Source organism: Streptomyces sp. NPDC056628, from assembly GCF_042792555.1.
Classification (GTDB): domain Bacteria; phylum Actinomycetota; class Actinomycetes; order Streptomycetales; family Streptomycetaceae; genus Streptomyces.
The window spans coordinates 355,373-376,945 of sequence record NZ_JBHTWG010000003.1 but is presented as its reverse complement, the minus strand read 5'-3'; the positions used below and the strand labels follow the sequence as shown (position 1 = coordinate 376,945).

Sequence of the window (21,573 nt, the reverse complement as noted above, 5' to 3'; positions counted from 1 at the left end):
CTCCCCTCTCCATCCCCACCGGCGTGCGAAGACGCACCGCCCCACGGCGACCGCCCACGCGGTGCCGACGGGAGCGTCACTCCGGTTTGCGGAAGGCCACGATCGTGAAGACCGGGTCCGGGCGGGGGCGGTCCTGGTCGGGGAGGGCGGACAGGCGGGTGGCGAAGGTCTCGGAGAGGGGGTCGCCGGGTGGGAGGGTGCCGAACCAGCCGCGGCGCAGGTCGGCCACCGTGCGCCGGGGGCTGCGGCCCTGGCCGTGGCCGGTGAAGCGGGCCTGTCCGGCGGGGAGGAGGCCGTGGTCGCGGGCGTAGGACCGCACACGGGCGGCCTCGTCCATGGCCGGGCTGCGGGGACGGGCGGCGAGGACGGCGTCGATGTCGCTGCCCACGTTGTGCGCGGCGGCCTTGCCGACGGTGGTGACGTACACCCCGCCCGGCCGCAGGACGCGGGCGCACTCGCCGACCAGGGTGCGGACGTCCCCGGAGGTCGCCGCCAGGTGTAAGAGCCACACACTGCTGACGGCGTCGAAGCTTCCGTCCCGGAACGGCAGCCTGCGGGCGTCGGCGAGGAGTATCGAGCCGGGCAGCCGCGCCGCGGCCAGCCGGGCCATGGCGGGGGTCAGGTCGACCCCGGTCACCGAGAGGCCGTCCTCGGCCGCGAGCAGGCGGGTGACGATGCCGGTGCCGCAGGCCACGTCGAGCAGCCGCCGGGTGCCCTCGGGGAGGAAGCCCCGTACGGCCCCGGCGGCGGCCCGCGCCCTGGCCTCCCCGCCGCGCGAGGCGTCGTAGCGCTCCGCTTCCTTGTCGTAGTCCAGCACGGCCGTCACTGCGCGCCGTGGACGGGGGCCAGGGCCTCGATCCGGCGGGCGAGCGCGAAGTCCTTCTCGGTCACGCCGCCGACGGTGTGGGTGTTCACGGTGAGCGACACCGTGTGGTAGCCGAGGGTGAGGTCGGAGTGGTGGTCGAGCTCCTCCTGCACCTGGGCGATGTGCACGACCATCGCGGTGGCGGCGAAGTGCGAGGCCAGCCGGTAGGAGCGGGCGATACGGTCGCCGTCCCTGGACCAGCCGGGCAGCTCGGGGAGCCGGTCCTCGATCTCCTTCTGCGACAGCGGTTCGACAGCCATGGCCTCGCTCCTTCCAGCAGACGGGAGGGTTCGTCCTCAGCCTGCCACAGCGCGAGGGGCCCGGTCCTGGTCACCGGTGCGCGCCCGTCGGCTACGGTCGTCCCATGACCGCCCTCCCGTCCGCCCCGGCCGCCCCCGCCGACCGGGGCGTGGGCCCCCTGCTGCGGGCCTGGCGCGAGCAGCGCCGGGTCAGCCAGCTGGAGTTGGCGCTGCGCGCCGGCTCCTCGGCACGGCACATCAGCTTCGTCGAGACGGGCCGCTCCCGGCCCAGCGAGGAGATGGTGCTGCGGCTCGCCGAGCACCTGGACGTGCCGGTGCGCGAGCGCAACGCGCTGCTGCTGGCCGCGGGGTACGCGCCCCGCTACCCGGAGACCCCGCTGGACGACCCGGCGCTGGACGCGCTGCGCGCCGGCATGGAGCGCCTGATCCAGGGCTACGAGCCCTACCCGGCGCTCGTGGTGGACGCGCTGTACGACGTGCACGCGGCCAACCGGGGGGTCCTGATGCTCCTCGACGGCATCCCCGGGCATCTGCTGGAGCCGCCGCTCAACGCGATGCGTCTGACCCTGCATCCGGAGGGGCTGGCGCCGCGCATCGTCAATCTGCGGGAGTGGCGGGGGCATCTCCTCGCGCAGATGGAGCGGCAGATCGCGCTGCGCCGCTCCGAGCCGCTGCGCCGGCTCCACGAGGAGGTCGCCGCCTATCCCCTGCCCGAGGGGGCGCCGCGGGACGGGACTCCGGCGGACCCGGTCGCGTACTTCGCGCTGCCGATGCGGATCGAGCACGAGGGCCGGGTGCTGTCGTTCACGTCCTCCATCTCCACGTTCAACACCCCGATGGACGTGACCGTGGCCGAGCTGGCCATCGAGACGCTGCTCCCGGCCGACCCGGCGACGGTCAAGTACCTTCAGTCGCTGTCCTCCTGACGGAGCCTCAGCGCCGCGTACTGCAGCGCGGCGAACCCGGCGACGACGGCCGCCTGCAGGACGATCCACACGGCGCCCGCGGTGGTCGGCGTCAGCCACAGCGCGAGGGCGACGACACTGAGCACCGCCCAGGCGAGGTTGGTCTCGACGACGGCCCGCACCCCGAGGCGGGCCGGGCGGGCCCGCGAGGCGAGCAGCGCCACCCCGCCCGCGTACGCCGCGAGGAGGGCGCCGAGGCCGAGCAGCAACCCCTGGCCGACGCCGAGGAGACGGCCGAGCGGGCCGGAGGCCACGAGGTAGGCGAGACCGTTGGCCCCGGTCACCACGGCGTCCAGGGCCAGGAAGCGGCGCAGCGCGGTCTGCGGGTGGGAGGTCCGGGCGAGCGCGGTGAGCGAGGTGGCGGACATGACGAATCACCCTCCGTCGGGTCGAATGGCGGTGCGGGGGCCGGGTCCCGGGCCGGAGTGCGCCGGCCCGGAACCCGGTGGCCCCACGGTCCCGCGCGACGGCGGGCCCGTCGATTACCTGCCGGGTCATGACCTCGGGACGGCCGTACCCCCGTGGCCGCCGGGTCGTGGCAGACTGCACCCGTTACTTCCGGCGCGTGGGGAGGCGTGGCGTGAGTGAGCGGCGTCCGGCGCCGACCGTGGGCCAGGTGGTGCTCGGCAAACGCCTTCAGGAGTTGCGGGAGGCGGTCGGACTGGGCCGCGACGAGGCCGCGCGGGCCCTGCGGGTGGCGGCGGCGACCGTCCGGCGGATGGAGACGGCCGAGGTCGCGCTGAAGATCCCGTACGTGCAGGTGCTGCTGGAGACGTACGGCGTGCCGGAGGACGAGACCGCCGCGTTCCTCGCGCTTGCCGAGGAGGCCAACGAGCCGGGCTGGTGGCAGCGGTTCCACGACGTGCTGCCGGACTGGTTCAGCCTGTACGTGAGCCTGGAGGGCGCCGCCCGGATCATCCGCTCCTACGAGCCGCACTTCGTGCCGGGCCTGCTCCAGACCGAGGCGTACGCGCGCGACGTGATGACGAACGGGACGATCGCGCAGAAGGGCCCCGAGGCGATCGAGCGGCACGTGTCGCTGCGGATGGAACGGCAGCGGCTGCTGGAGCGCCCCGACCCACCCCACCTGTGGGTGATCATGGACGAGACGGTGCTGCGGCGGCCGGTCGGCGACACCTCCGAGGTGATGCGCGACCAGGTGGACAAGCTGCTGGAGTTCGCCGAGCGCGACCGGGTCACCCTGCAGATCGCCGAGTTCGCGTCGGGCCCGCACCCCGGGACGTACGCGCCGTTCTCGCTGTTCCGCTTCGCCGAGCCGGAGCTGCCGGACATGGTCACCACGGAGTACCTGTCCGGCGCGCTGTACCTGGACTCGCGGGAAGAGGTCGCCGCGCACCTGGAGGTGCTGGACCACATGTCCACGGCCGCCGCGTCGGCCGAGCGCACCGAGAAGCTCCTGCGGGAGTTCCGCGAGGAGTACTGAGACAGAGGCCGTCGTCCCCGTTCGTCGAGCGTCCGAGGAGAGCACCGCGTGTCCGCTTCCGAGTCGGCGCCCACCCGGGTCGACACCAGCCGGTTCCACGGCCGGCGTCCCGAGCCGCAGGACGTGGCCGCGCAGGCGGAGGGCATCGTGCCGGTGTACGCGGGGGTCGCCCGCAAGCCCTGACCCGTACGGGCGCCGTGAACGGGTGCGCTCCCCCGCCCCGCCCTAGGTTCGTCACACCAGGGCCGAGCAAGGGAGCGCCTGTGACCGACACCGCGATAGCGCCCGCGCCGCCGGAGGCGCCGGGACCGGCACCGCCGGCCGGCCCGCTCCGGGACCCGCGTGTGCGCGGCGCGCTCCTGGAGCCGTACCGGGAGGCCAGACGGCGGCTGCGGGACCCGGTGCCGGCCTGGGCGGATGTCCAGGGCGACCCGGAGCGCCACCGCCGGTACCAGCGGGCGCGCGGCGGGGGCCCGCTGGAGTGGGCGGGCTGGGACGAGGCCGTCGAACTGGTCGCGGCGGCGTACGTCCACACCCTCGCGGCGTACGGCCCCGACCGGATCGCCGGGCTGTTCCCGGCCGACGCGCCCGGCGCCCGCTTCCACACGCTGATCGGCGCGCCGGTGCTGGTGTCCGCGGCGTCCCCGCCCGGGCACGACTGGGCGGACGCGGCGTATCTGCTGGTGTGGGGCGGGGACCTCCCGGACGCGCGGCGGCCGGCGCGGGCCCGCTACCGGGGCCAGAAGGTCGTCGCGATCGCCCCCGACGAGCGGGCGGGCGGTACCCGGCTCGCCGACGAGGTGCTGCATCCGCACCCCGGCACGGACGGCGCGCCGACCCTGGCGATGGGGCACGTCGCCCTCAAGGAGTTCTTCGCCGACCGCGCGCCGCCGTTCTTCGTGGACCACGCGCGCCGGTGCACGGATCTGCCGTTCCTGATCACGCTGGAGGAGCGCGCCGACGGCACGTACGCGCCCGGCACCTCCCTGCGCGCGTCCGACCTGGGGCGCCGGGGCGGGAACGCCGAGGGCCGGGCGGTCGTACTGGACGAGGCCACCGGCCGCGCGGCCGTCCCCGACGGCAGCACCGGACCGGGGGTCATGTCCCCGGCGCTGAGCCTGTACGGCCGTGAGGTCACGGCCGGGGTCGAGGTCCTCCTCCCCCACTTCGACGCCGGCGGCCGAGCCGGAGCCGTACGCCGGGCCCAGGCGCTGGAGGAGCTGTACCGGCTGCCGGCGACCGCTCCGGACGAGGAACGGACCGTGGTACCGGCGGCGGAGTCCCCCGCCGTGATCCGTACGACCCGCACACCCGAGGCCGAGGAGATCTGATGTCCTCCTACGAGGTGCTGTACCAGGCGGCCGCGCTCTGCCTGACCTACCCGGACGACGACTTCCGGGCACGGCTGCCCCTGTTGCGTGAAGCCGCCCCGCAGCTGCGCGCGTTCACCGACCACGCGGCGGTCACCCCGCCGCGTGCACTGGCCGCGCACTACGTCGAGGTGTTCGACCTGGAGCACGGGCACAGCCTCTACCTGACGTGGTGGCGCGACGGGGACGCCCGGCGGCGCGGCATCTCGCTGGAGCGGCTGAAGGAGCTCTACCACGCGAACGGCCTGGAGTTCACCGGCGAGGAGCTGCCCGACTTCCTGCCCGCCGTACTGGAGTTCTCGTCCCGCACCGGCACCGACGACCTCCTGCGGGAGCATCGGGACTGCCTGGAGCGGCTGCGCGGCCGTCTCACGGCGGCCTGCACGCCGTACGCGGCCGTCTTGGACGCGGTCTGCGCCACACTGCCGGCCGCGCCCGCGGCAGGCCGCCTCTAGGTCGCATCCTTCGTGTCCTTCGTGTCCTTGTCGTCGTCGACGATCTCCGCGTCCACCACGCCGTCGTCCTCCCGCGGCCGGCTCTGGTCCCCGCCGGGTCCCGAGGCGCCGTCGGCGGACGTCTGCCCGGTCTGGGCGTACATCGCCTGGCCCATCTTCTGGCTGACCGTGGCGAGTTTCTCGACCCCGGTGCGCAGCGCGTTCGTCTCGGCGTTCCCCTCCAGCAGTTCCTTGACCTCCCTGATCGCCGGTTCGACCTCCGCGCGGATCTCGGCGGGGATCCGGTCCTCGTTGTCGCGGAGGAAGTTCTCGGTCTGGTAGACGAGTTGCTCGGCCTGGTTCCTGGTCTCCGCCGCCTCCCGGCGTTTGCGGTCCTCCTCCGCGTACTGCTCGGCCTCCCGCATCATCCGGTCGATGTCGTCCTTGGGCAGGGCCGAGCCGCCGGTCACGGTCATCTTCTGCTCGCGGCCCGTCGCCAGGTCCTTGGCGGAGACGTGCATGATCCCGTTGGCGTCGATGTCGAAGGCGACCTCGATCTGCGGCACCCCGCGCGGGGCCGGGGGCAGCCCGGTGAGGTCGAAGACGCCGAGCTTCTTGTTGTAGGCGGCGATCTCGCGTTCGCCCTGGTAGACCTGGATGCCGACCGACGGCTGGTTGTCGGCGGCGGTGGTGAAGATCTCCGAACGCCGGGTCGGGATCGTCGTGTTGCGCTCGATGAGCTTCGTCATGATGCCGCCCTTGGTCTCGATGCCCAGGGACAGCGGGGTGACGTCGAGCAGCAGGACGTCCTTGACGTCGCCGCGGATGACGCCGGCCTGGAGGGCCGCGCCGACGGCGACGACCTCGTCGGGGTTGACGCCCTTGTGCGGGTCCTTCCCGGTGAGCTCCCTGACCAGGTCGGTGACGGCCGGCATCCGGGTGGAGCCGCCGACGAGAATGACGTGGTCGACGGCGGACAGCTTGATGCCCGCGTCCTTGACCGCCTGGTGGAAGGGGGTCTTGCAGCGGTCGAGGAGATCCGCGGTGAGCTCCTGGAACTGGGCCCGGGTCAGCTTCTCGTCCAGGTGCAGGGGGCCTTCGGCGGAGGCGGTGACGTACGGCAGGTTGATCGTCGTCTCGGTGGAGCTGGACAGTTCGATCTTGGCTTTCTCGGCGCCCTCGCGCAGCCGCTGCAGGGCCATCTTGTCGCCGCCGAGGTCGATGCCGTTCTCGCCCTTGAACTTCTTCACCAGGTACTCGACGACCCGCTGGTCCCAGTCGTCGCCGCCGAGGTGGGTGTCGCCGTTGGTGGCCTTGACCTCGATGACGCCGTCGCCGATCTCCAGCAGGGAGACGTCGAAGGTGCCGCCGCCGAGGTCGAAGACCAGGACCGTCTGCTCCTCGCCCCGGTCGAGGCCGTAGGCGAGGGCGGCGGCCGTGGGCTCGTTGATGATCCTGAGGACCTTCAGGCCGGCGATCTCCCCGGCCTCCTTGGTGGCCTGCCGCTGGGAGTCGTCGAAGTAGGCGGGCACGGTGATCACCGCGTCGGTGACGTCCTCGCCGAGGTAGGACTCGGCGTCCCGCTTCAGTTTCTGCAGGACGCGGGCGGACAGCTCCTGCGCCCGGTACCGGGTGCCGTCCACGTCGCCCTTCTCGGGGAAGCGCCAGGTCGTGTCGCCCATGTGCCGCTTCACGGAGCGGGCGGTGCGGTCGACGTTGGTCACCGCCTGCCGTTTGGCCACCTCGCCGACGAGCACCTCGCCGTTCTTGGCGAAGGCCACGACCGAGGGAGTCGTCCGGGCCCCCTCGGCGTTGGCGACGACCGTCGGCTCGCCGCCCTCCAGGACGGCGACCACCGAGTTCGTGGTCCCGAGATCGATCCCGACCGCGCGTGCCATCGCTGTCCCCTTCCACCCGGGAGCCCCTTGAACTCCAGCACAAGACGCGAGCGGGTCCTTGTCAATGGGACCGGGACCCGGGCGGGAGGGCGCCGCACGGCACTGAGCGGGCGCTCAGCGCGGCGTCAGGCGAGCTTCGCGGACAGCGTGATCGTCGTGCCGCTCAGCGCCTGGCTCACCGGGCAGTTGGCCTTGGCGTCCTCGGCGGCGGCGACGAAGGCGTCGTTGTCGATGCCCGGCACGGTGCCCTCGACGTTGAGGTGGATGCCGGTGATGCCCTCACCCGGCTGGAAGCTGACGTCCGCCGAGGTGACGAGCTTGGTGGGCGGGGTGCCCGCACCGTTCAGGGCGTGCGAGAGGGCCATGGAGAAGCAGCTGGAGTGAGCGGCGGCGATCAGCTCCTCCGGGCTGGTCTTGCCGTTCGCGTCCTGGGAGCGGGAGGCCCACGTGACCGGCTGCGCCGCGATGGCACCGGAGGAGTCGAAGTTGACGACACCGCTGCCCTCGGTCAGGTTGCCTTCCCAGACGGTGTGTGCGGAGCGCGTGGTAGCCACGGTTCTTCCTTTCGCGTGTGGGCCCGTTCTCGCAGGGCCCGTGTCCCCCATCCGATCACACTCCGGCTCAACTCACCCGGAAGACCGGCCCACGTGGGGTGAACGGCAGCCGCCGCCCCGGCGGGATCAGGTACGCGTGCTCGCGCCGCACCCGCAGCACGTCGCAGTCGCCGTCGGTGATGACGAGCACGGGCGCGCCGGGCGGGAAGTCGTCGGCGCGCTCCAGGAGGTCGATCCCGGGCTGCAGGACCGTGCCGCCCCGGCCCCGCACCCGGACCCGTCCCGCGATGTCACTCACCGCCAGGTAGCCGGCGTCGTAGGGACCGGCGTCGCAGAAGACGACCCGTGCCGCCGGGACGTCCCGCGCCTCGGCGTACGAGGCGATCGCGCCCAGCGCCTTGCCGAGCAGGCCGGCGCTCATGGAGCCGGAGGTGTCCAGGACGACACCGAAGGTGCAGCGGGCGATCTCCTCGGGCGGGTACCGGCGTCCGGCCCGCGGGATGTCCGGCGTGGACGCCTGCCGGCGGGCGGGGCGGGCGTAGCTGCGCAGCGGCTCCGGGCGGGGCACGAACTCGTCGAACCAGCGGGCGAGCCGCGCGTCCCAGGGCAGCGGCGGGTGGCTGAGGGCGCGGATCTCCTGGACCAGGCCGCCGGGCAGGAAGCCGCGCTGCTGCCGCTGGTGCAGGTCGAGGCCCTGCGCGAGGCCCCGGCGGTAGAACTCGTCGAGGTCGCAGTACGCCCCGGGCGGGCCGAGCGGGGTGCCGAGCACGTCACCGGCGCCCTTGCCGCGCAGGGTGGCCAGCCGGCGCATCCGGCGCAGGTCGCCGGCGATCCGGTCGTACACCTCCTCGGCGGACAGGCCGCCGAACCGGGCGTCGTACAGCAGCCCTTCGGGCATCTGCCCGACCTGCATGTCCCGCAGCCAGCCGTTCACGACGTAGTCGCAGGCGACGTTGAACAGGTACGGGTCGCGGGGGCCGCAGCGGTCGCCGTGGCGCAGGGCGGCGTGCAGCATCTCGTGGGCGAGGACGAACCGCCACTCCTCGTCCTCGAACGTCCGCAGCGGGTTGAGGTAGATCTCGCCGGCCTCGGCGTTGACGGCGGCGACGGAGATGCCGTGCGCGCGGGCCAGTTCGGCGTCGGCGACCAGCTTGATGCCGGCCGCGAGGCCGCCGAGCAGCGGGTAGGAGCTGATGAACCACTCCAGGGCCCACTGCCAGGGCCGCTTCTTCACGGGCTCGCCGGCCATGGAGTCGCGGCGGCCGCCCGCCACGTCCATCGCGGTGGAGACGGTCCGGGTCAGAGCGGTCGCGAAGGCGAGCTGGTGGTCCGGGGGCGAGCCGAACCAGCCCTTCCACTCCACGAGCAGCAGGTCGGGTTCGGGGCCCGCCGTACCGCAGCGCTCGTAGCCGGGCGGGACGCCGTCGCGGCGCCAGCGGGCGGCCAACTGCTCCTCGTCGCCGTCGGGGTACGCCACCGGCAGGTGGTCGGGCGCGACGCCGACGGGGAAGGTGAGCAGGAACCGGTTGACGACGACGCAGCGGGCGGCCAGGTCGGCGCGGTCGGGCTGCGCCGGTGGGCCCTTCCTCGCCGGCACGTGCCCGAAGCCGAGGTGCAGGACGGCGTGCGCGATCGCCCAGGCCCAGGCCGCGGGTTCGGCGAGCCGGTGCGGATGGGCGTGCAGGTCGCCGTCGGAGTCGACGCGGACGAGCCCGTCCCGGGGTGCCAGGTCGCATGTCTCCTGGCGGCAGACGGTGAACTCGACGGTGGCGAGGGCCGGGTTGGCCCGCACCAGCCGCAGGCCCTCGGCGAACGCCTCGGCGGCGAGGTCCCGCTTCTTGTTCCCCTTCCGCTTGTCCTGGGGGCGGCTCATCGCCGCGCCTCCACCAGCCGGGGCATGTCCCGGGCCGCCTCCACGAGGAACCAGGACGGCAGGACGGGGTTGCCGTCCGCGTCGGAGGCGATGACGCTCTGGGCGACCTCGACGGAGATCTCCGCGAGCTGCACCAGCAGCGCCTTGGCGCGGTAGGCGGTCTGGCGCCCGGCAGCCGACATGTGGTCCTTGCCGGCCGGCAGTTCCTTGATCAGCCGGCCGCGGAACGACTCGGCGAGGTAGTAGAGCAGGTCGCGGTCCTGCGTCCGGTGCGGCCAGCGGGCGTCGCCCTTGATGATGGCCTCGATGCCGTACTGGCTGCGCACGATCTTGACGTAGCCGCAGAACGCGGTGGCGTGCGCCGGTGTCAGGGTGCCGTGCGCCAGGACCTTCAGGGTCTCCTCGTCGAGGTCCCGGCCGAAGGAGTGCAGGGCGTCGGAGAGCATGTGCCAGGAGCGCGGCGTGGAGAAGGGCTCCTCGGTCTTCGGCGGCTTCGACCACAGGTGGTCGGGGCGGTCGGTGAGGTGGTCGAGGATCCACGGGTGGATGCCGTTCCCCGCGGCCCAGGTGAGCCAGTCCTTCGCGGACGCCTCCAGGTGCACATGGGTGAGGCGGTTGACCAGGGCGGACGCGATGGGCCGGGCGAGCGCGTTGTCCGTGGCCCGGTTGCCGGCGCCGATCACGATGGACCCCGCGGGCAGCTCGTAGTCGCCGATCCGGCGGTCCAGGATCAGCGAGTAGAACGCCTTCTGCACATCCGGGGTGGCCGCGTTCAGCTCGTCCAGGAACAGGCAGTACGGCTCGTCGCGGGCGATCGCCTCGGGCGGGCAGAACACCGAGCGCCCGTCACGGATCTGCGGCACTCCGATCAGGTCCTCCGGCGCGAGCTGGGTGCCCAGCAGGCTCACGCACTCCAGGCCCAGGGACTCGGCGAACTCCCTGACCAGGGAGGACTTTCCGATGCCGGGGGCGCCCCAGAGGAAGACGGGCCGCACGGTGGCGAGGCCGAGGAGGAGGTCCGGGATGCGGGAGGGCGTGACGGTGACGGCTGCCTGCAAGGCAGGGGCTCCTTGGGGGTGTTCGAGGGATGCGACTCGAACAGTGTGTGGCCGTGCGCCGCCGCACGCAGCCGGTTTTTCAGGCGGCCCGCTCCTGCGGCCGGGTCGCGACCGGCACCTGCGGTCCGTCCGCCTCGCGCAGCCAGCGGCGCAGCACCCGGTGCACGGACTCGGCGCCGACCAGGTCCGTGCCGTCGTCCGCGGGCGCGGAGAAGGCGAGCGGCGACAGCAGGAACGGCTCGCCCTGTGCGCCGCCGAGCCCGCCGTGCGAGCCGATCTGCTCCTCGAAGGCGAGGACCTCGCCGTCGGCCGGGTCGTAGGCGGAGTTGACCATGATGTCGGCGGTGTTGGGGAAGGAGTGGGTGCGGCGGACGGCGTCGGCGGCGTGCGGGCCGAAGACCGCCAGCGGGCCGGGGTCCTCGTCCAGCCGGTCCAGCGGGATCTCGGCGCCGTACGCGCCGAGCACGACCCCGCCGTACCGCTCGCTGCGCACCAGCAGGAAGCCGATGCCCGGGTGGTTGGCGAGCGTGGTCAGCAGCGCCGGGTGGCGGGCGTCGATCTCCTCCTTGGTCATGCGGTGCGGCACGTCAGGGAAGGAGACCAGGCCGAGGTTGCCGGAGGCCAGCACGATCGGTTCGGAGTGGCGCGGCGGGCGGTGCTGCCCGGCGCCCTCCTCGACGGGGCGGCGCAGCGCGGCGCGCACGGCGGCGCGGGCCTCCGCGCCGCTGTGGGTGCGCCGGGCCCGGCGCGGCACGGGCAGCCCGCAGCCGGCCCGCACCAGGTCACCGAGGCCCAGTCCGTAGCGGGAGCGGAAGGTCTCGCCGGGGCTCTGCCCGTGGTCGGAGAGCACGACGATCCGGTACGGGCGCGGGGCGTGCTCGGCGACGTTCTCGATGAGGGCGAGGGACCGGTCGAGGCGGGAGAGGACCTTCTCGGCGTCGCCGCTGTGCGGACCGGAGTGGTGGGCCACCTCGTCGTAGGCGACGAGGTCGGCGAAGACGGCGGTGCGGCCGGCGAGCATGTCGCCCATCACGGCGGCGACGACGACGTCCCGTTCGACGACGGTCGCGAAGGCGCGGATGAGCGGGTAGAGGCCGCCGCGGCCGACGCGCGGGCGGGTCCTGCGGGCGCGGGACCGGGTGGACTGCCCGATCTCGCGGGCGACCTCGGCGACGAACGACAGGGCGGTGCGCACGGCGTTGGCCGGGTCGGAGAAGTAGGCGAAGTAGCCGGAGCGGGAGCGGTTCTCGCGGCTGCGGCGCCGGGCGGCGATGGACAGCACGAGGGCCTGTTCGTCGGCGCCGCCGCTGAACAGGTTGCCCCGGCTGGCTCCGTCGGCGGCGAGCAGGCCGGGGTCGCCGGTGCGGTCGACGGCGCGGCGCTGCAGTTCGGCGGCGCTGGTGGGTCGGTTGCAGACCATGACCTCGCGGCCGGCCTTCTCGTACCAGCGGAAGGCGGGGATGTCGTAGGTGCTGCCGTGCAGGATGCCGAGCTGGCTGGCGCCGGTCTGGCTGGACCAGTCGGTGCGCCAGGGGGTGAGCCGGTGGGAGGTGTGGGCGCCGCCCAGCCAGCGGGTGACGGTGGGCATCAGGCCCTTGTCGACGGCGGCGCGCAGCACGTCGTGGCCGACGCCGTCGAGCTGCACGAAGACGGTGCCGGGGCTGGACGGGCCGGGCGGCAGGCTGCGTCTGCGCCGGTCGGCCAGCCGGTACAGGCGGCGCCGGTACGCGTCGTCGTCGCGTACGGCGAGGGCGGCGCCGGTCGCGGAGGCCACCGCGGACATGACGGCGGCGACGATGACGGCGGTCTCGGGGGCGGCCTCGCTGTCGCCGGAGGGCACCAGGCGCAGGGCGACGCTCAGCAGGACGCCGTTGAGGACGAAGACCAGCAGGCCGAGCACCAGGGCGGGCACGAGGAGCAGGAGGCGGACGAGGAGCGGCCAGACCACAGCCGAGAGCAGACCGAAGGCGCCGGCCCCGAGGGCCGCGGTGACCGCGATGTCGGTGGCGCTGTCGCCGTCGGGCGACTGGAGCTGGAAGTCGGGCAGGATGCCGGCGAGCACGAGGATGGTGACGGTGGACACCGCCCACACGGCGACGCTCCGCCCGATCTGACTGGCGATCCGCCGCCAGCGCCCACCACGCACGTCCAGTCCACCTCACGTCCGGCCCGCCCTGGGCCCCAGCCTGACACAACGGCCGTACGGCCTCGGGAGTTCCCTGGTCAGCGCCGGTGCGCGGGCTCAGCGCCCGTCGTAGCCGGCCGTCGGCATGGACAGCCTGCGGTGCACGCGGGCCTTCATCTGCGCGTCGTACGACGGCTCCGCGCCGCCCACGGTCTCCACCCGGACCCCGCGCCGGGCGCACTCGGCGGTGAACTCCTCGACGGAGGACAGGGCGCTCTCCAGGACGCGGCGGCTGGGCGCCACGAACAGGTCGAGGCCGGGGCGCACGCCGTCCCACAGCACGCTGTGGTCGGTGCGCAGCCGGCGGACCAGGAGCTCGCGCGCGACGACGTACCCGTGTTCGGCGGCCCAGTGGGCGCACATGGCGTGCTGGCTGCGGGAGTCCACCAGGAAGGGGTCGGCGTCCAGCTCCTCGAGCGGCGTCAGACTGGCGATCGCCGTGACCCGCACCGCGGTCGGCCCCATGGGCGTCCCCCCTCACCTCCGGATTTCGCCGCCGACCCTACTCCAGCCCGTACGCTTCGGGGAGGCGCACGAAGGAGGCAAAGAGGTGCCGGTGGAGATCACGTGGTGGGGGCACGCCACCTGCACGGTCGAGGATGCGCACATACGCGTCCTGACCGACCCTCTGTTCGCACGCCGGCTCGCGCATCTGCGCCGGCGCCGGGGCGCGCTGCCGCCGCCGGGCGCCTGGCGCGCGGACGTCGCCCTCGTCTCCCATCTGCACGCCGACCACCTCCATCTGCCGTCGCTGGCCCGGCTGGCGCCCGGCACCCGGCTGCTCGTGCCCCGGGGGGCGCCCCGTGCGGTGCCCGGTCTGCGCAGGCTCCGGCATCTGCGGCTCACCGAGATGGCGCCCGGCGACGTGACACGCGTCGGTGACCTGGCCGTACGGGCGGTGTCCGCGCGGCACGACGGGCGTCGGCTGCCGGTCGGCCCGCACCGCTCGCCCGCCCTCGGCTATGTCGTCGAGGGCGAGGCGCGGACCTACTTCGCCGGGGACACCGGGCTGTTCGAGACGATGGCGAAGGAGGTCGGCCCGGTCGACGTGGCGCTGCTGCCCGTCGGCGGCTGGGGGCCGTTCCTGGGGGACGGGCATCTGGACGCCGGGCGCGCGGCCGAGGCGCTGGCGCTGCTCGGTCCGCGCAGCGCGGTCCCGGTGCACTACGGCACGTACTGGCCGATCGGTATGGACTCCGTGCGCCCCCATGAGTTCCACACGCCGGGTGACGAGTTCGCGCGGCTCGCGGCGGAGCGCGCGCCCGGTGTGTCGGTGCACCTGCTGGCGCACGGCGAGAGCGTGCGCCAGCAGGTGTCCCGGTGACGTTCCTGGGCGCTGTCACGACGACCGTGGCACCCGGCTCGGCGCAGCAGGCGCTGGGCTATCCCTCGCTGTTCCTGCTCGTGCTGGTCGGGGCGCTGGTGCCGGTCGTGCCGACGGGGGCGCTGGTCAGTTCGGCGGCGGTGGTGGCGTTCCACCAGGCGTCGCCGGTGTCGCTGGCCCTGGTGTTCCTGACGGCGTCGACGGCCGCGTTCCTCGGGGACGCGACGCTGTACTGGCTGGGGCGGCGCGGCATGGGCTCGAAGAACGGCTCGCGCTGGCTGGAGGCCATCCGCTCGCGGGCTCCGGAGGACCGGCTGGAGCAGTCCCGGCGCAAGCTCGCCGAGCACGACGTGGCGGTGCTGGTGCTGTCCCGCCTGGTGCCGGCGGGCCGGCTGCCGGTGATGCTGGCGTGCCTGCTCGCCGAGTGGCCGATCCGGCGGTTCGCCCGCGGCAACCTCCCGGCGTGCGTGGCCTGGGCGGTGACGTACCAGCTCATCGGGATCCTCGGCGGTTCCCTGTTCCCCGAGCCGTGGCAGGGCGTGGCCGCGGCGGTCGCGCTGACCCTGCTGATCAGCGCCGCGCCCAGCGTCTGGAAGCGGCTGCGGCCGGCCGGCTGAGAGCCCGCCGGCGGGCCGTCCCGGTCACCCGCGGGACTCCTCGCGCGCCTCGGCCCCGCGTCCGGCGGGCTGCCGCTCGATCACCCGCGAGCCTCCCACCGGCAGGTCCCACAGGTCCGCCCGGTCCCGGCCGGCCCGCTCCCACGCGGCACGCACGCGCGTGAGCGGCTCCAGGACGGGTTCCGCCGACAGCACGAACGTGCCCCAGTGCATCGGCGCCATCCGGCGGGCGCCCAGGTCGCCGGCGGCGCGGACCGCCTCCTCCGGGTCGCAGTGCACGTCGCTGAGCCACCAGCGCGGCTCGTACGCGCCGATCGGGAGCAGGGCGAGGTCGATGCCGGGGTAGCGCTCGCCGATGCGGGCGAACCAGTGGCCGTAGCCGGTGTCGCCCGCGAAGTACACGCGCTGTCCGTCGGGCGCGGTGAGCACCCAGCCGCCCCACAGGCTGCGGCAGGTGTCGAACAGGGTCCGCTTGGACCAGTGGTGGGCGGGCACGAAGTCGACGCGGACGCCGGACAGTTCCGCCGCCTCCCACCAGTCCAGCTCGGTGACCCGGGTGAACCGGCGGCGCCGGAACCAGGGGCCGAGTCCGGCCGGTACGAACACGGGGGTGTCGCGCGGGAGCCGGCGCAGGGTGGGGGCGTCCAGGTGGTCGTAGTGGTTGTGGCTGATGACGACCGCGTCCACGCGCGGCAGCGCGTCCCAGGGGATGCCGACGGGGGTGACACGGGCCGGGGTGCCGAGGATGCGGCGCGACCACACCGGGTCGGTCAGGACGGTCAGCCCGCCGATCCGTACGACCCAACTGGCGTGACCCGCCCAGGAGACGGCGACCGTGCGGGCGTCGACGCGGGGCAGCGGGGCCGGTGCGAAGGGCAGCCGCGGCACGTCGGCGAGGCCCTCCCGGCCGGGCCGGATCGCGCCCTCACGCGCGAAGCGGGCGAAGGCCCGCAGGCCGGGCAGCGGGGCGGTGAGCCGGTCGTGGAAGGTGCGCGGCCACACCCGGCGCGCGGCGAGCGGGCGGGGCGCGGCCGGACGCGGAGAAGGGGAGGCGGCGGGGGGCGCCGGGGCGTCCTTCAGGGGCGTGCGCGAGGGGGCGGGTGTGGCCGAGTCGGACTGCTGCGTCATCGGGGGGTCTCCCATCGCTCGGCGTCGTGACGGAGTTCTTCGAAGACCGATTTCAGGTGGGTCAACGCGCGTCGTACGTGCGGCAGTTCCAACGGCGCGGGGGACGTGAGGCATTCCGCGCGCTCCTCGTCGGTGCCGGTGAGGAGCGCTCCGGTGGACAGCCGGACGCGCAGTGCCCCGAGGGCGTCGCCGAAGCGGTGGCCGCCGGGCGCGGGCATGCCGAGCCGGCCGGCGAGGAAGTCCTCCAGGTCCTGCGCGTCCCCCACGCCGTGGCCGGACAGCCCGGCGCGCAGCGGTCCGAGGTCGACGTACAGGTGCCGTCCGGCCTGCGGGGGGCGGGCGATGGCACCGGCGTCCGCGGCGGCCGCGTGCGCGGCGGCGGCGAGCCGCGCGTGCAGCCGTACGGTCGCGGTGATCCGGGTGGTGACCGGCTCGGGCTCGGCGAGGGCGTACCCGGCGGCGAGTGCGACCGGGCCCGCCACGCGGGCGCCGAGGGCGGTGAGCACGTCGAGCACGCGCGCGTGCGTACCGTCGCCGGCGGGGAACCGGGCGACGGCCGCGGGCCAGCCCGTGGGGAGGTGGGCGCCGGCCAGGTCGGTGACGACGGTGACCTGCTCGGGGAGCATCTCGGCGGGGCTGAGCAGCACGGTCTCGTGCGGGGCGTGCACGGTGTCGCGCCAGGTCTCGTCGCTGATCAGGTGCAGTCCCTCGCCGGCGGCGGCCTCCAGGCTCTCGTGCAGCACCTCGGGCGGGGCCACGGTGGCGGCCGGGTCGTCGGCGGGCGACAGCACCAGCAGCCGGGGGTCCCCGCCCTCCGCGCGGACCCGGCGGACGGTCTCCAGCAGGGCGTAGGGGTCGGCGACACCGCCGGACTCGGCGGGGGTCGGTACGTGGAAGACGCGGCGCCCCAGCAGGCGCGCGTACGGGGCCCACCAGGCCGCGCAGGGCCGGGGCACCAGGACGTCACCGCCGAGCGCGGCGGTCAGGGCCAGCAGCAGGGCGGGGGCACCGGGGGCGGCGACCGCCCGCTCCGGCGCGGTCGGCAGGCCCCGCCGGTCCCAGTAGCCGCACGCGGCCTCCAGCAGCGCGGCACCACCGCCGACGGGCTCGCTCGCGGCCCGGCCCGCGGCGGCGGCGAGCACACCGGCCAGTTCGGGCAGGACGGGCAGCCCGTCGTCGGGCAGGGGCGGCCCGAAGCGCACGGGGCCGTGGCCCCCGAGGTCCGTCCGGCGCATCCGTACCTCCGTGCCGTGCCGGCCGCCGTACGAGCCGCACGGTGTGCCCTGTACCCGTCGCGCTCCGCGTACCCATCGTCATCCGTCTCCCGACCGCCGGCGGTTGTCGCGCCCGTCACACCGGCGCGGTCGCCTCCGGCGGACCGGTGGCGGTCCCGGTGGCGGTCCCGGTGGCCGCAGGGTCACGGCCGCCGTCCGGCCGGTGTCCCGCGGCGCAGCCGGTACACCGCGCCGCCGGCCGCACCGGCGATGAGGGCGCCGCCGCAGACCAGGGCGGGCACGGAGTCGGTGAAGACGCCGCCCTGCCCGGCCTTCACACCGCCCGGGACGGCCGGGTCGACCGGGACGGCGGGCGTCTCACAGGGCTCGGGGCGGGTCTTGCCGCCCTTCCACTTCTCCTCGGCCGCACCGGACCCGGAGACCTCCGGCCGGCGCGTCCCGCCCCCGCCGTCCCCCCACTGCCCGGTGCCGCCCCAGGAGGACCCGGAGCAGTCGTCGCCGCCGTGGTCACCCGTACCGCCCTCGCCGGTCTCGCGCGGCGCGGTGAGCGTGGAGGCGGCGACTTCCTCCTCCTCGCTGTCCGCCGCCAGGGTGTCCGCCTCGGACCCGCTCCCGCCGGAGCCCCCTTCGAGGGCCACGGTGAGGGGCGCGCTCCACTCCGACCCCTCGGTCCCGGCCGCCGCCGGGCAGGTGCCGTCGACGGTCCAGGCGGACTCGGGCCCGGCCGCGTCCGGGTCGCCCTCGAAGTTCTCGGCCGAGGAGATCCGCGCGGCCCCCCGGTAGACGGGACCGGCGTCCGCCCCCTCACCACCGCTGACCCGCTGAAGCTGCACGGTGCCGTCCTCGAACGCCTGCGACACGGCGTCGAGCGTGGCGGGCGCGGCGCCGTCGACCGGATCGCAGGTGACCGACACGGTGACGGACCCGCCGGGTGTGACGGAGGCGGGCCCGACCTCCGCCGTCGGGTCCGCGAGGGCGGCCTGGGCGCCGGTGCCCAGGGCAGCACCGGCCAGTGCGGCGACGGACAGGGCGCGGACGGTGCGGCGCATGGGGTGGACTCCTTCGGCCGACGGCTGCGGGTACGGGCACTCGTGCCCCTCAGCCATGACAGCCCGGCTCCCATGGAGACGCGCGCGGCCGGACGCCATTCGCGGGACAGCGGGCGTCCGAGCGGGTGATGTGGCGGGGAAGGGGGGCGGGGAGGGGTACGTGAGCCCCGCCGCAGGGCGCGGTCGTCGGAGGGGCGGTCGAACCGGGGCGGGCCGAACGCCCCGATTCGACTGCCGGCGAGGTCAGGAGCCGTCGTTCAGGACCTGGTCGCGGACCCGGGAGCAGCTGCGGTTGATCAGACGGGACACGTGCATCTGGGAGATGCCGAGCTGTTCGGCTATACGGCTCTGGGTCATGTCGCCGAAGAACCGCATGAAGAGGATCGCCCGCTCCCGCTCGGGCAGCGCCGCCAGACGCGGGGCGACCGCCTCGCGGTCCACGACCGTGGCCAGCGCGGGGTCGACGGAGCCCAGCGCGTCGCTGAGCGAGTAACCGTCTTCGCTGCCGGGGAGTTCGGCGTCCAGGGAGAGCGCGGTGAAGCTCTCGAGCGCCTCCAGGCCGGCCCGGACGTCCGCCTCGCTCAGGTCGCCGTGCGCGGCGATCTCGGCGACGCTCGGGGCGCGGCCGGAGACGGTCTGCAGGTCGTGCACGGCGAACCGGACGCGGTTGCGCAGGTCCTGCACGCGGCGCGGCACGTGCAGCGTCCACATGTGGTCGCGGAAGTGCCGCTTGATCTCACCGGTGATGGTGGGCACGGCGTAGCTCTCGAAGGCGTTGCCGAGCTCGGGGTCGTACCGGTCGACGGCCTTGACCAGGCCGAGCGCGGCGACCTGGCGCAGGTCGTCCAGGCTCTCGCCGCGGTTGCGGAAGCGGCCGGCGAGCCGGTCCGCCATGGGCAGCCACGCCTCGACGATCCGCCCGCGCAGCGCGTCGCGCTCTGGGCCGTCGGGCAGCGTGGCCAGCGTGCGGAAGTCCGCCGTGGTGTCGGGCGCGTCGTCGTGCGGATGCTTCCTGGATTTCACTGGAGTAGGCATGACGCCTGGCAACTCCCTCGGTCACGTGCTCGGGTAGGACGGTCACCGCGGGAGAGACAGAGCACTCCGGTATCCGGGCACACCCGTCCGGGACACACTGGTCCCGCGGACGTGCCTCCTGTCCGAAGCACTATCCGTCCGCCTGCCCGGGCGCGCGGTGCCCAAACACCCGGCGCAGGTTTTCCGCCCGGGTCCGGGGTCACCCGTAGCGGTGCCGCGTCGTCCCCGGAGTCCCCTGGAGGTCCCCGCATGAGCACCACGGTCGCCGACCACATCCTGGAGCGTCTGCGCGCCTGGGGGGTGGAGCACGTCTTCGGCTATCCCGGCGACGGCATCAACGGCCTGCTCGCCGCCTGGGGCCGGGCCGAGAACCGGCCCCGGTTCGTGCAGTCCCGGCACGAGGAGATGTCCGCGTTCCAGGCGGTCGGCTACGCCAAGTTCAGCGGCCGGGTCGGCGTGTGCGCGGCGACCTCGGGGCCGGGCGCGATCCATCTCCTGAACGGCCTGTACGACGCCAAGCTGGACCATGTGCCGGTCGTGGCCATCGTCGGCCAGACGCATCGCACGGCGATGGGCGGGTCGTACCAGCAGGAGGTCGACCTGCACACGCTGTTCAAGGACGTCGCCTCGGACTTCGTGGAGACGGTGACGGTCCCCGAGCAGCTGCCGAACGTCCTGGACCGGGCGATCCGCACGGCGTACGCGCGACGCTCCCCCACCGCCGTCATCATCCCCGGGGACGTCCAGGAGCTCGAATACTCCGCTCCGACGCACGAGTTCAAGATGGTGCCGTCCAGCCTGGACTCCGGCGCCTGGACGACTGTCCCGTCCGAGGACTCCGTCCGGCAGGCGGCCGAGATCCTCAACTCCGGCGACAAGGTGGCCATCCTGGTCGGCCAGGGCGCGGCGGGCGCCCGGGCCGAGGTGGAGCGGGTGGCCGAACTGCTCGGCGCGGGCGTCGCGAAGGCGCTGCTCGGCAAGGACGTCCTGAGCGACGAACTACCGTACGTCACCGGCTCGATCGGCCTGCTGGGCACCCGTCCGTCGTACGAGCTCATGCGGGACTGCGACACGCTGCTGACGATCGGTTCGTCCTTCCCGTACTCGCAGTTCCTGCCGGACTTCGGCAAGGCGCGGGGCGTGCAGATCGACATCGACCCGCGCATGGTCGGGATGCGCTACCCGTACGAGGCGAACCTGATCGGCGACGCCAAGGCCACGATGGAGCGGCTGATCCCGCTGATCCGGTCGGAGGAACGGGGCCGGGAGTGGTTCGAGACGGTGTGCGACAACGTGTCGCGCTGGCACGAGGTGATGGAGCGGCGGGCCGCGCTGTCGGCCGACCCGGTCAACCCGGAGTACGTCACCCGCGCGCTGGACCCGCTGCTGCCCCCCGACGCGATCGTCACCTCGGACTCGGGCTCGACGTCCAACTGGTACGCCCGGCACCTGACGTTCCGTCCGGGGATGCGGGGTTCGCTGTCGGGGACGCTGGCGACGATGGGCTGCGGTGTGCCGTACGCGATCGGCGCCAAGTTCGCCCACCCGGACCGCCCGGCGATCGCGCTCGTCGGGGACGGGGCGATGCAGATGAATGGGCTGGCGGAGCTGATCACGGCCGCGAAGTACCGGGAGCTGTGGGAGGACCCGCGGCTGGTGGTGGCCGTCTACAACAACCGGGACCTGAACCAGGTGACCTGGGAGATGCGCGCCATGGGAGGCGCCCCGTCCTTCCTTCCGTCGCAGGAGCTGCCGGACGTCCGGTACGCCGACTTCGCGCGCTCCCTCGGTCTGACGGGCATCCGCGTGGAGAAGCCGGAGGACGTCGAGCCGGCCTGGCGTGCCGCGCTGGCCGCCGACGGGCCCGCGGTCGTGGAGTTCGTGACGGACCCCGCCGTACCGCCCATCCCCCCGCACGCCACGTGGGAGCAGATGGAGGCGACGGCGTCGGCGATCCTCAAGGGCGACGCGGACCGCGGCTCGATGGTCAAGCAGGGCTTCAAGGCCAAGCTGCAGGAGTTCCTGCCGGGGCGGGAACGGGAGCACAAGGGGGACTGAGGCGGGGCCGGGGCCGGGCGGGGGCGCGCACGGTCGGCCGATCGCCTGGGCGGTCAGCCTCCGGGGGTGGCCGCCCGCTCCGTGGGCAGGCTCCGGCCCTCCGACAGGAGCGGCTCGGGGTCCTCCAGACCGTCGCGCGGGGGGCGTCTCGGGGGGTGAGACGTCCGGCTCACCCCGGTTCCGGTCCGCAAACCCCCGTGTCGACCTCCGGTGGACGGGTA

Annotated in this window: 20 protein-coding genes and 1 pseudogene; 8 read left to right on the top strand and 13 right to left on the bottom strand. The window is 74.3% G+C overall.

Annotated elements, in window-relative coordinates; translation table 11 throughout:
• Positions 1-76: 76 nt before the first annotated feature.
• Together ACFRAC_RS07375 and ACFRAC_RS07370 are read right to left on the bottom strand one after the other, a co-directional pair.
• Positions 77-817: a class I SAM-dependent methyltransferase gene (locus ACFRAC_RS07375; RefSeq protein WP_382922039.1), complete on the bottom strand. Its 741-nt coding sequence runs from the start codon at positions 815-817 to the stop codon at positions 77-79.
• A 5-nt stretch (positions 818-822) separates the two neighbouring features.
• Positions 823-1,125 (bottom strand): 4a-hydroxytetrahydrobiopterin dehydratase, encoded by a 303-nt coding sequence (locus ACFRAC_RS07370; protein ID WP_382922036.1) that lies wholly within the window; start codon positions 1,123-1,125, stop codon positions 823-825.
• Positions 1,126-1,229: 104 nt separating this feature from the next.
• Between ACFRAC_RS07370 and ACFRAC_RS07365 the strand changes: the two genes are divergently transcribed.
• A complete protein-coding gene (locus ACFRAC_RS07365) occupies positions 1,230-2,051 on the top strand; it encodes a helix-turn-helix domain-containing protein (protein ID WP_382922034.1) in 822 nt (273 codons plus the stop codon).
• Here the strand turns inward: ACFRAC_RS07365 and ACFRAC_RS07360 are convergent.
• Positions 2,033-2,458 (bottom strand): hypothetical protein, encoded by a 426-nt coding sequence (locus ACFRAC_RS07360; RefSeq protein WP_382922032.1) that lies wholly within the window; start codon positions 2,456-2,458, stop codon positions 2,033-2,035. The two genes, ACFRAC_RS07365 and ACFRAC_RS07360, sit on opposite strands and share 19 nt — an antisense overlap.
• Positions 2,459-2,670: 212 nt before the next feature.
• On the opposite strand from ACFRAC_RS07360, the gene ACFRAC_RS07355 reads away from it, so the two are divergent.
• The 4 genes and pseudogenes from ACFRAC_RS07355 to narJ all read left to right on the top strand — a co-directional run bounded on the left by ACFRAC_RS07355 (position 2,671) and on the right by narJ (position 5,359).
• Positions 2,671-3,534: a DUF5753 domain-containing protein gene (locus tag ACFRAC_RS07355; protein WP_382922030.1), complete on the top strand. Its 864-nt coding sequence runs from the start codon at positions 2,671-2,673 to the stop codon at positions 3,532-3,534.
• A gap of 99 nt (positions 3,535-3,633) precedes the next feature.
• Positions 3,634-3,717, top strand: a pseudogene (locus tag ACFRAC_RS07350) (SAM-dependent methyltransferase); the annotation flags it as partial.
• A gap of 80 nt (positions 3,718-3,797) precedes the next feature.
• Positions 3,798-4,865, top strand: coding sequence for a molybdopterin-dependent oxidoreductase (locus ACFRAC_RS07345; RefSeq protein WP_382922028.1), 1,068 nt, complete (start codon positions 3,798-3,800; stop codon positions 4,863-4,865).
• A complete protein-coding gene (narJ, locus tag ACFRAC_RS07340; RefSeq protein WP_382922026.1) occupies positions 4,865-5,359 on the top strand; it encodes a nitrate reductase molybdenum cofactor assembly chaperone in 495 nt (164 codons plus the stop codon). The genes ACFRAC_RS07345 and narJ overlap by 1 nt, the downstream gene beginning before the upstream one ends.
• Here the strand turns inward: narJ and dnaK are convergent.
• The 6 genes from dnaK to ACFRAC_RS07310 all read right to left on the bottom strand — a co-directional run bounded on the left by dnaK (position 5,356) and on the right by ACFRAC_RS07310 (position 13,371).
• On the bottom strand, positions 5,356-7,236 hold the full coding sequence (gene dnaK / locus ACFRAC_RS07335; RefSeq protein WP_382922024.1) for a molecular chaperone DnaK: 1,881 nt from the start codon (positions 7,234-7,236) through the stop codon (positions 5,356-5,358). The two genes, narJ and dnaK, sit on opposite strands and share 4 nt — an antisense overlap.
• Positions 7,237-7,361: 125 nt before the next feature.
• On the bottom strand, positions 7,362-7,790 hold the full coding sequence (locus tag ACFRAC_RS07330) for an OsmC family protein (RefSeq protein WP_361342009.1): 429 nt from the start codon (positions 7,788-7,790) through the stop codon (positions 7,362-7,364).
• Between the two features lie 67 nt (positions 7,791-7,857).
• The gene (locus ACFRAC_RS07325) at positions 7,858-9,663 is read right to left on the bottom strand and encodes a hypothetical protein (RefSeq protein WP_382922021.1); all 1,806 of its coding nucleotides are present in this window, start codon (positions 9,661-9,663) and stop codon (positions 7,858-7,860) included.
• The gene (locus tag ACFRAC_RS07320; RefSeq protein ID WP_382922019.1) at positions 9,660-10,721 is read right to left on the bottom strand and encodes an ATP-binding protein; all 1,062 of its coding nucleotides are present in this window, start codon (positions 10,719-10,721) and stop codon (positions 9,660-9,662) included. The genes ACFRAC_RS07325 and ACFRAC_RS07320 overlap by 4 nt, the downstream gene beginning before the upstream one ends.
• A gap of 79 nt (positions 10,722-10,800) precedes the next feature.
• A complete protein-coding gene (locus ACFRAC_RS07315) occupies positions 10,801-12,867 on the bottom strand; it encodes a phage holin family protein (protein ID WP_382922017.1) in 2,067 nt (688 codons plus the stop codon).
• Between the two features lie 96 nt (positions 12,868-12,963).
• The gene (locus ACFRAC_RS07310; protein ID WP_382922015.1) at positions 12,964-13,371 is read right to left on the bottom strand and encodes a hypothetical protein; all 408 of its coding nucleotides are present in this window, start codon (positions 13,369-13,371) and stop codon (positions 12,964-12,966) included.
• Positions 13,372-13,456: 85 nt separating this feature from the next.
• Here ACFRAC_RS07310 and ACFRAC_RS07305 point away from each other — a divergent pair, with 85 nt between their 5' ends.
• Together ACFRAC_RS07305 and ACFRAC_RS07300 are read left to right on the top strand one after the other, a co-directional pair.
• Positions 13,457-14,230 (top strand): MBL fold metallo-hydrolase, encoded by a 774-nt coding sequence (locus tag ACFRAC_RS07305; RefSeq protein WP_382922013.1) that lies wholly within the window; start codon positions 13,457-13,459, stop codon positions 14,228-14,230.
• On the top strand, positions 14,227-14,847 hold the full coding sequence (locus ACFRAC_RS07300) for a DedA family protein (RefSeq protein WP_382922011.1): 621 nt from the start codon (positions 14,227-14,229) through the stop codon (positions 14,845-14,847). Before ACFRAC_RS07305 ends, ACFRAC_RS07300 begins: the two co-directional genes overlap by 4 nt.
• Before the next feature lie 24 nt (positions 14,848-14,871).
• Here the strand turns inward: ACFRAC_RS07300 and ACFRAC_RS07295 are convergent, their stop codons facing one another.
• The 4 genes from ACFRAC_RS07295 to ACFRAC_RS07280 form a co-directional block, all read right to left on the bottom strand.
• Positions 14,872-15,975: an MBL fold metallo-hydrolase gene (locus ACFRAC_RS07295; protein ID WP_382922009.1), complete on the bottom strand. Its 1,104-nt coding sequence runs from the start codon at positions 15,973-15,975 to the stop codon at positions 14,872-14,874.
• Positions 15,972-17,210, bottom strand: a complete 1,239-nt coding sequence (locus tag ACFRAC_RS07290; protein WP_382922007.1) for an aminotransferase class I/II-fold pyridoxal phosphate-dependent enzyme — start codon at positions 17,208-17,210, stop codon at positions 15,972-15,974. Before ACFRAC_RS07290 ends, ACFRAC_RS07295 begins: the two co-directional genes overlap by 4 nt.
• A gap of 182 nt (positions 17,211-17,392) precedes the next feature.
• Positions 17,393-18,259: a hypothetical protein gene (locus tag ACFRAC_RS07285; RefSeq protein ID WP_382922005.1), complete on the bottom strand. Its 867-nt coding sequence runs from the start codon at positions 18,257-18,259 to the stop codon at positions 17,393-17,395.
• 243 nt (positions 18,260-18,502) lie between these two features.
• Complete coding sequence (locus ACFRAC_RS07280; protein ID WP_382922003.1) at positions 18,503-19,294, bottom strand: RNA polymerase sigma factor SigF; 792 nt, start codon at positions 19,292-19,294, stop codon at positions 18,503-18,505.
• Positions 19,295-19,543: 249 nt separating this feature from the next.
• On the opposite strand from ACFRAC_RS07280, the gene ACFRAC_RS07275 reads away from it, so the two are divergent.
• Positions 19,544-21,352 carry a thiamine pyrophosphate-requiring protein gene (locus ACFRAC_RS07275; protein ID WP_382922001.1) on the top strand — a complete coding sequence of 603 codons (1,809 nt, stop codon included), beginning with the start codon at positions 19,544-19,546 and terminating at the stop codon, positions 21,350-21,352.
• The last annotated feature ends 221 nt before the right edge of the window (positions 21,353-21,573 follow it).

Bases quoted from the DNA above. Each gene is read 5' to 3' on its own strand.
- ACFRAC_RS07295 (WP_382922009.1), bottom strand. From the start codon at position 15,975: ATGACGCAGCAGTCCGACTCGGCCACACCCGCCCCCTCGCGCACGCCC.
- ACFRAC_RS07275 (WP_382922001.1), top strand. From the start codon at position 19,544: ATGAGCACCACGGTCGCCGACCACATCCTGGAGCGTCTGCGCGCCTGG.
- ACFRAC_RS07290 (WP_382922007.1), bottom strand. From the start codon at position 17,210: ATGCGCCGGACGGACCTCGGGGGCCACGGCCCCGTGCGCTTCGGGCCG.
- dnaK (WP_382922024.1), bottom strand. From the start codon at position 7,236: ATGGCACGCGCGGTCGGGATCGATCTCGGGACCACGAACTCGGTGGTC.
- ACFRAC_RS07310 (WP_382922015.1), bottom strand. From the start codon at position 13,371: ATGGGGCCGACCGCGGTGCGGGTCACGGCGATCGCCAGTCTGACGCCG.
- ACFRAC_RS07370 (WP_382922036.1), bottom strand. From the start codon at position 1,125: ATGGCTGTCGAACCGCTGTCGCAGAAGGAGATCGAGGACCGGCTCCCC.
- ACFRAC_RS07285 (WP_382922005.1), bottom strand. From the start codon at position 18,259: ATGCGCCGCACCGTCCGCGCCCTGTCCGTCGCCGCACTGGCCGGTGCT.
- ACFRAC_RS07280 (WP_382922003.1), bottom strand. From the start codon at position 19,294: ATGCCTACTCCAGTGAAATCCAGGAAGCATCCGCACGACGACGCGCCC.
- ACFRAC_RS07325 (WP_382922021.1), bottom strand. From the start codon at position 9,663: ATGAGCCGCCCCCAGGACAAGCGGAAGGGGAACAAGAAGCGGGACCTC.
- ACFRAC_RS07365 (WP_382922034.1), top strand. From the start codon at position 1,230: ATGACCGCCCTCCCGTCCGCCCCGGCCGCCCCCGCCGACCGGGGCGTG.
- ACFRAC_RS07360 (WP_382922032.1), bottom strand. From the start codon at position 2,458: ATGTCCGCCACCTCGCTCACCGCGCTCGCCCGGACCTCCCACCCGCAG.
- narJ (WP_382922026.1), top strand. From the start codon at position 4,865: ATGTCCTCCTACGAGGTGCTGTACCAGGCGGCCGCGCTCTGCCTGACC.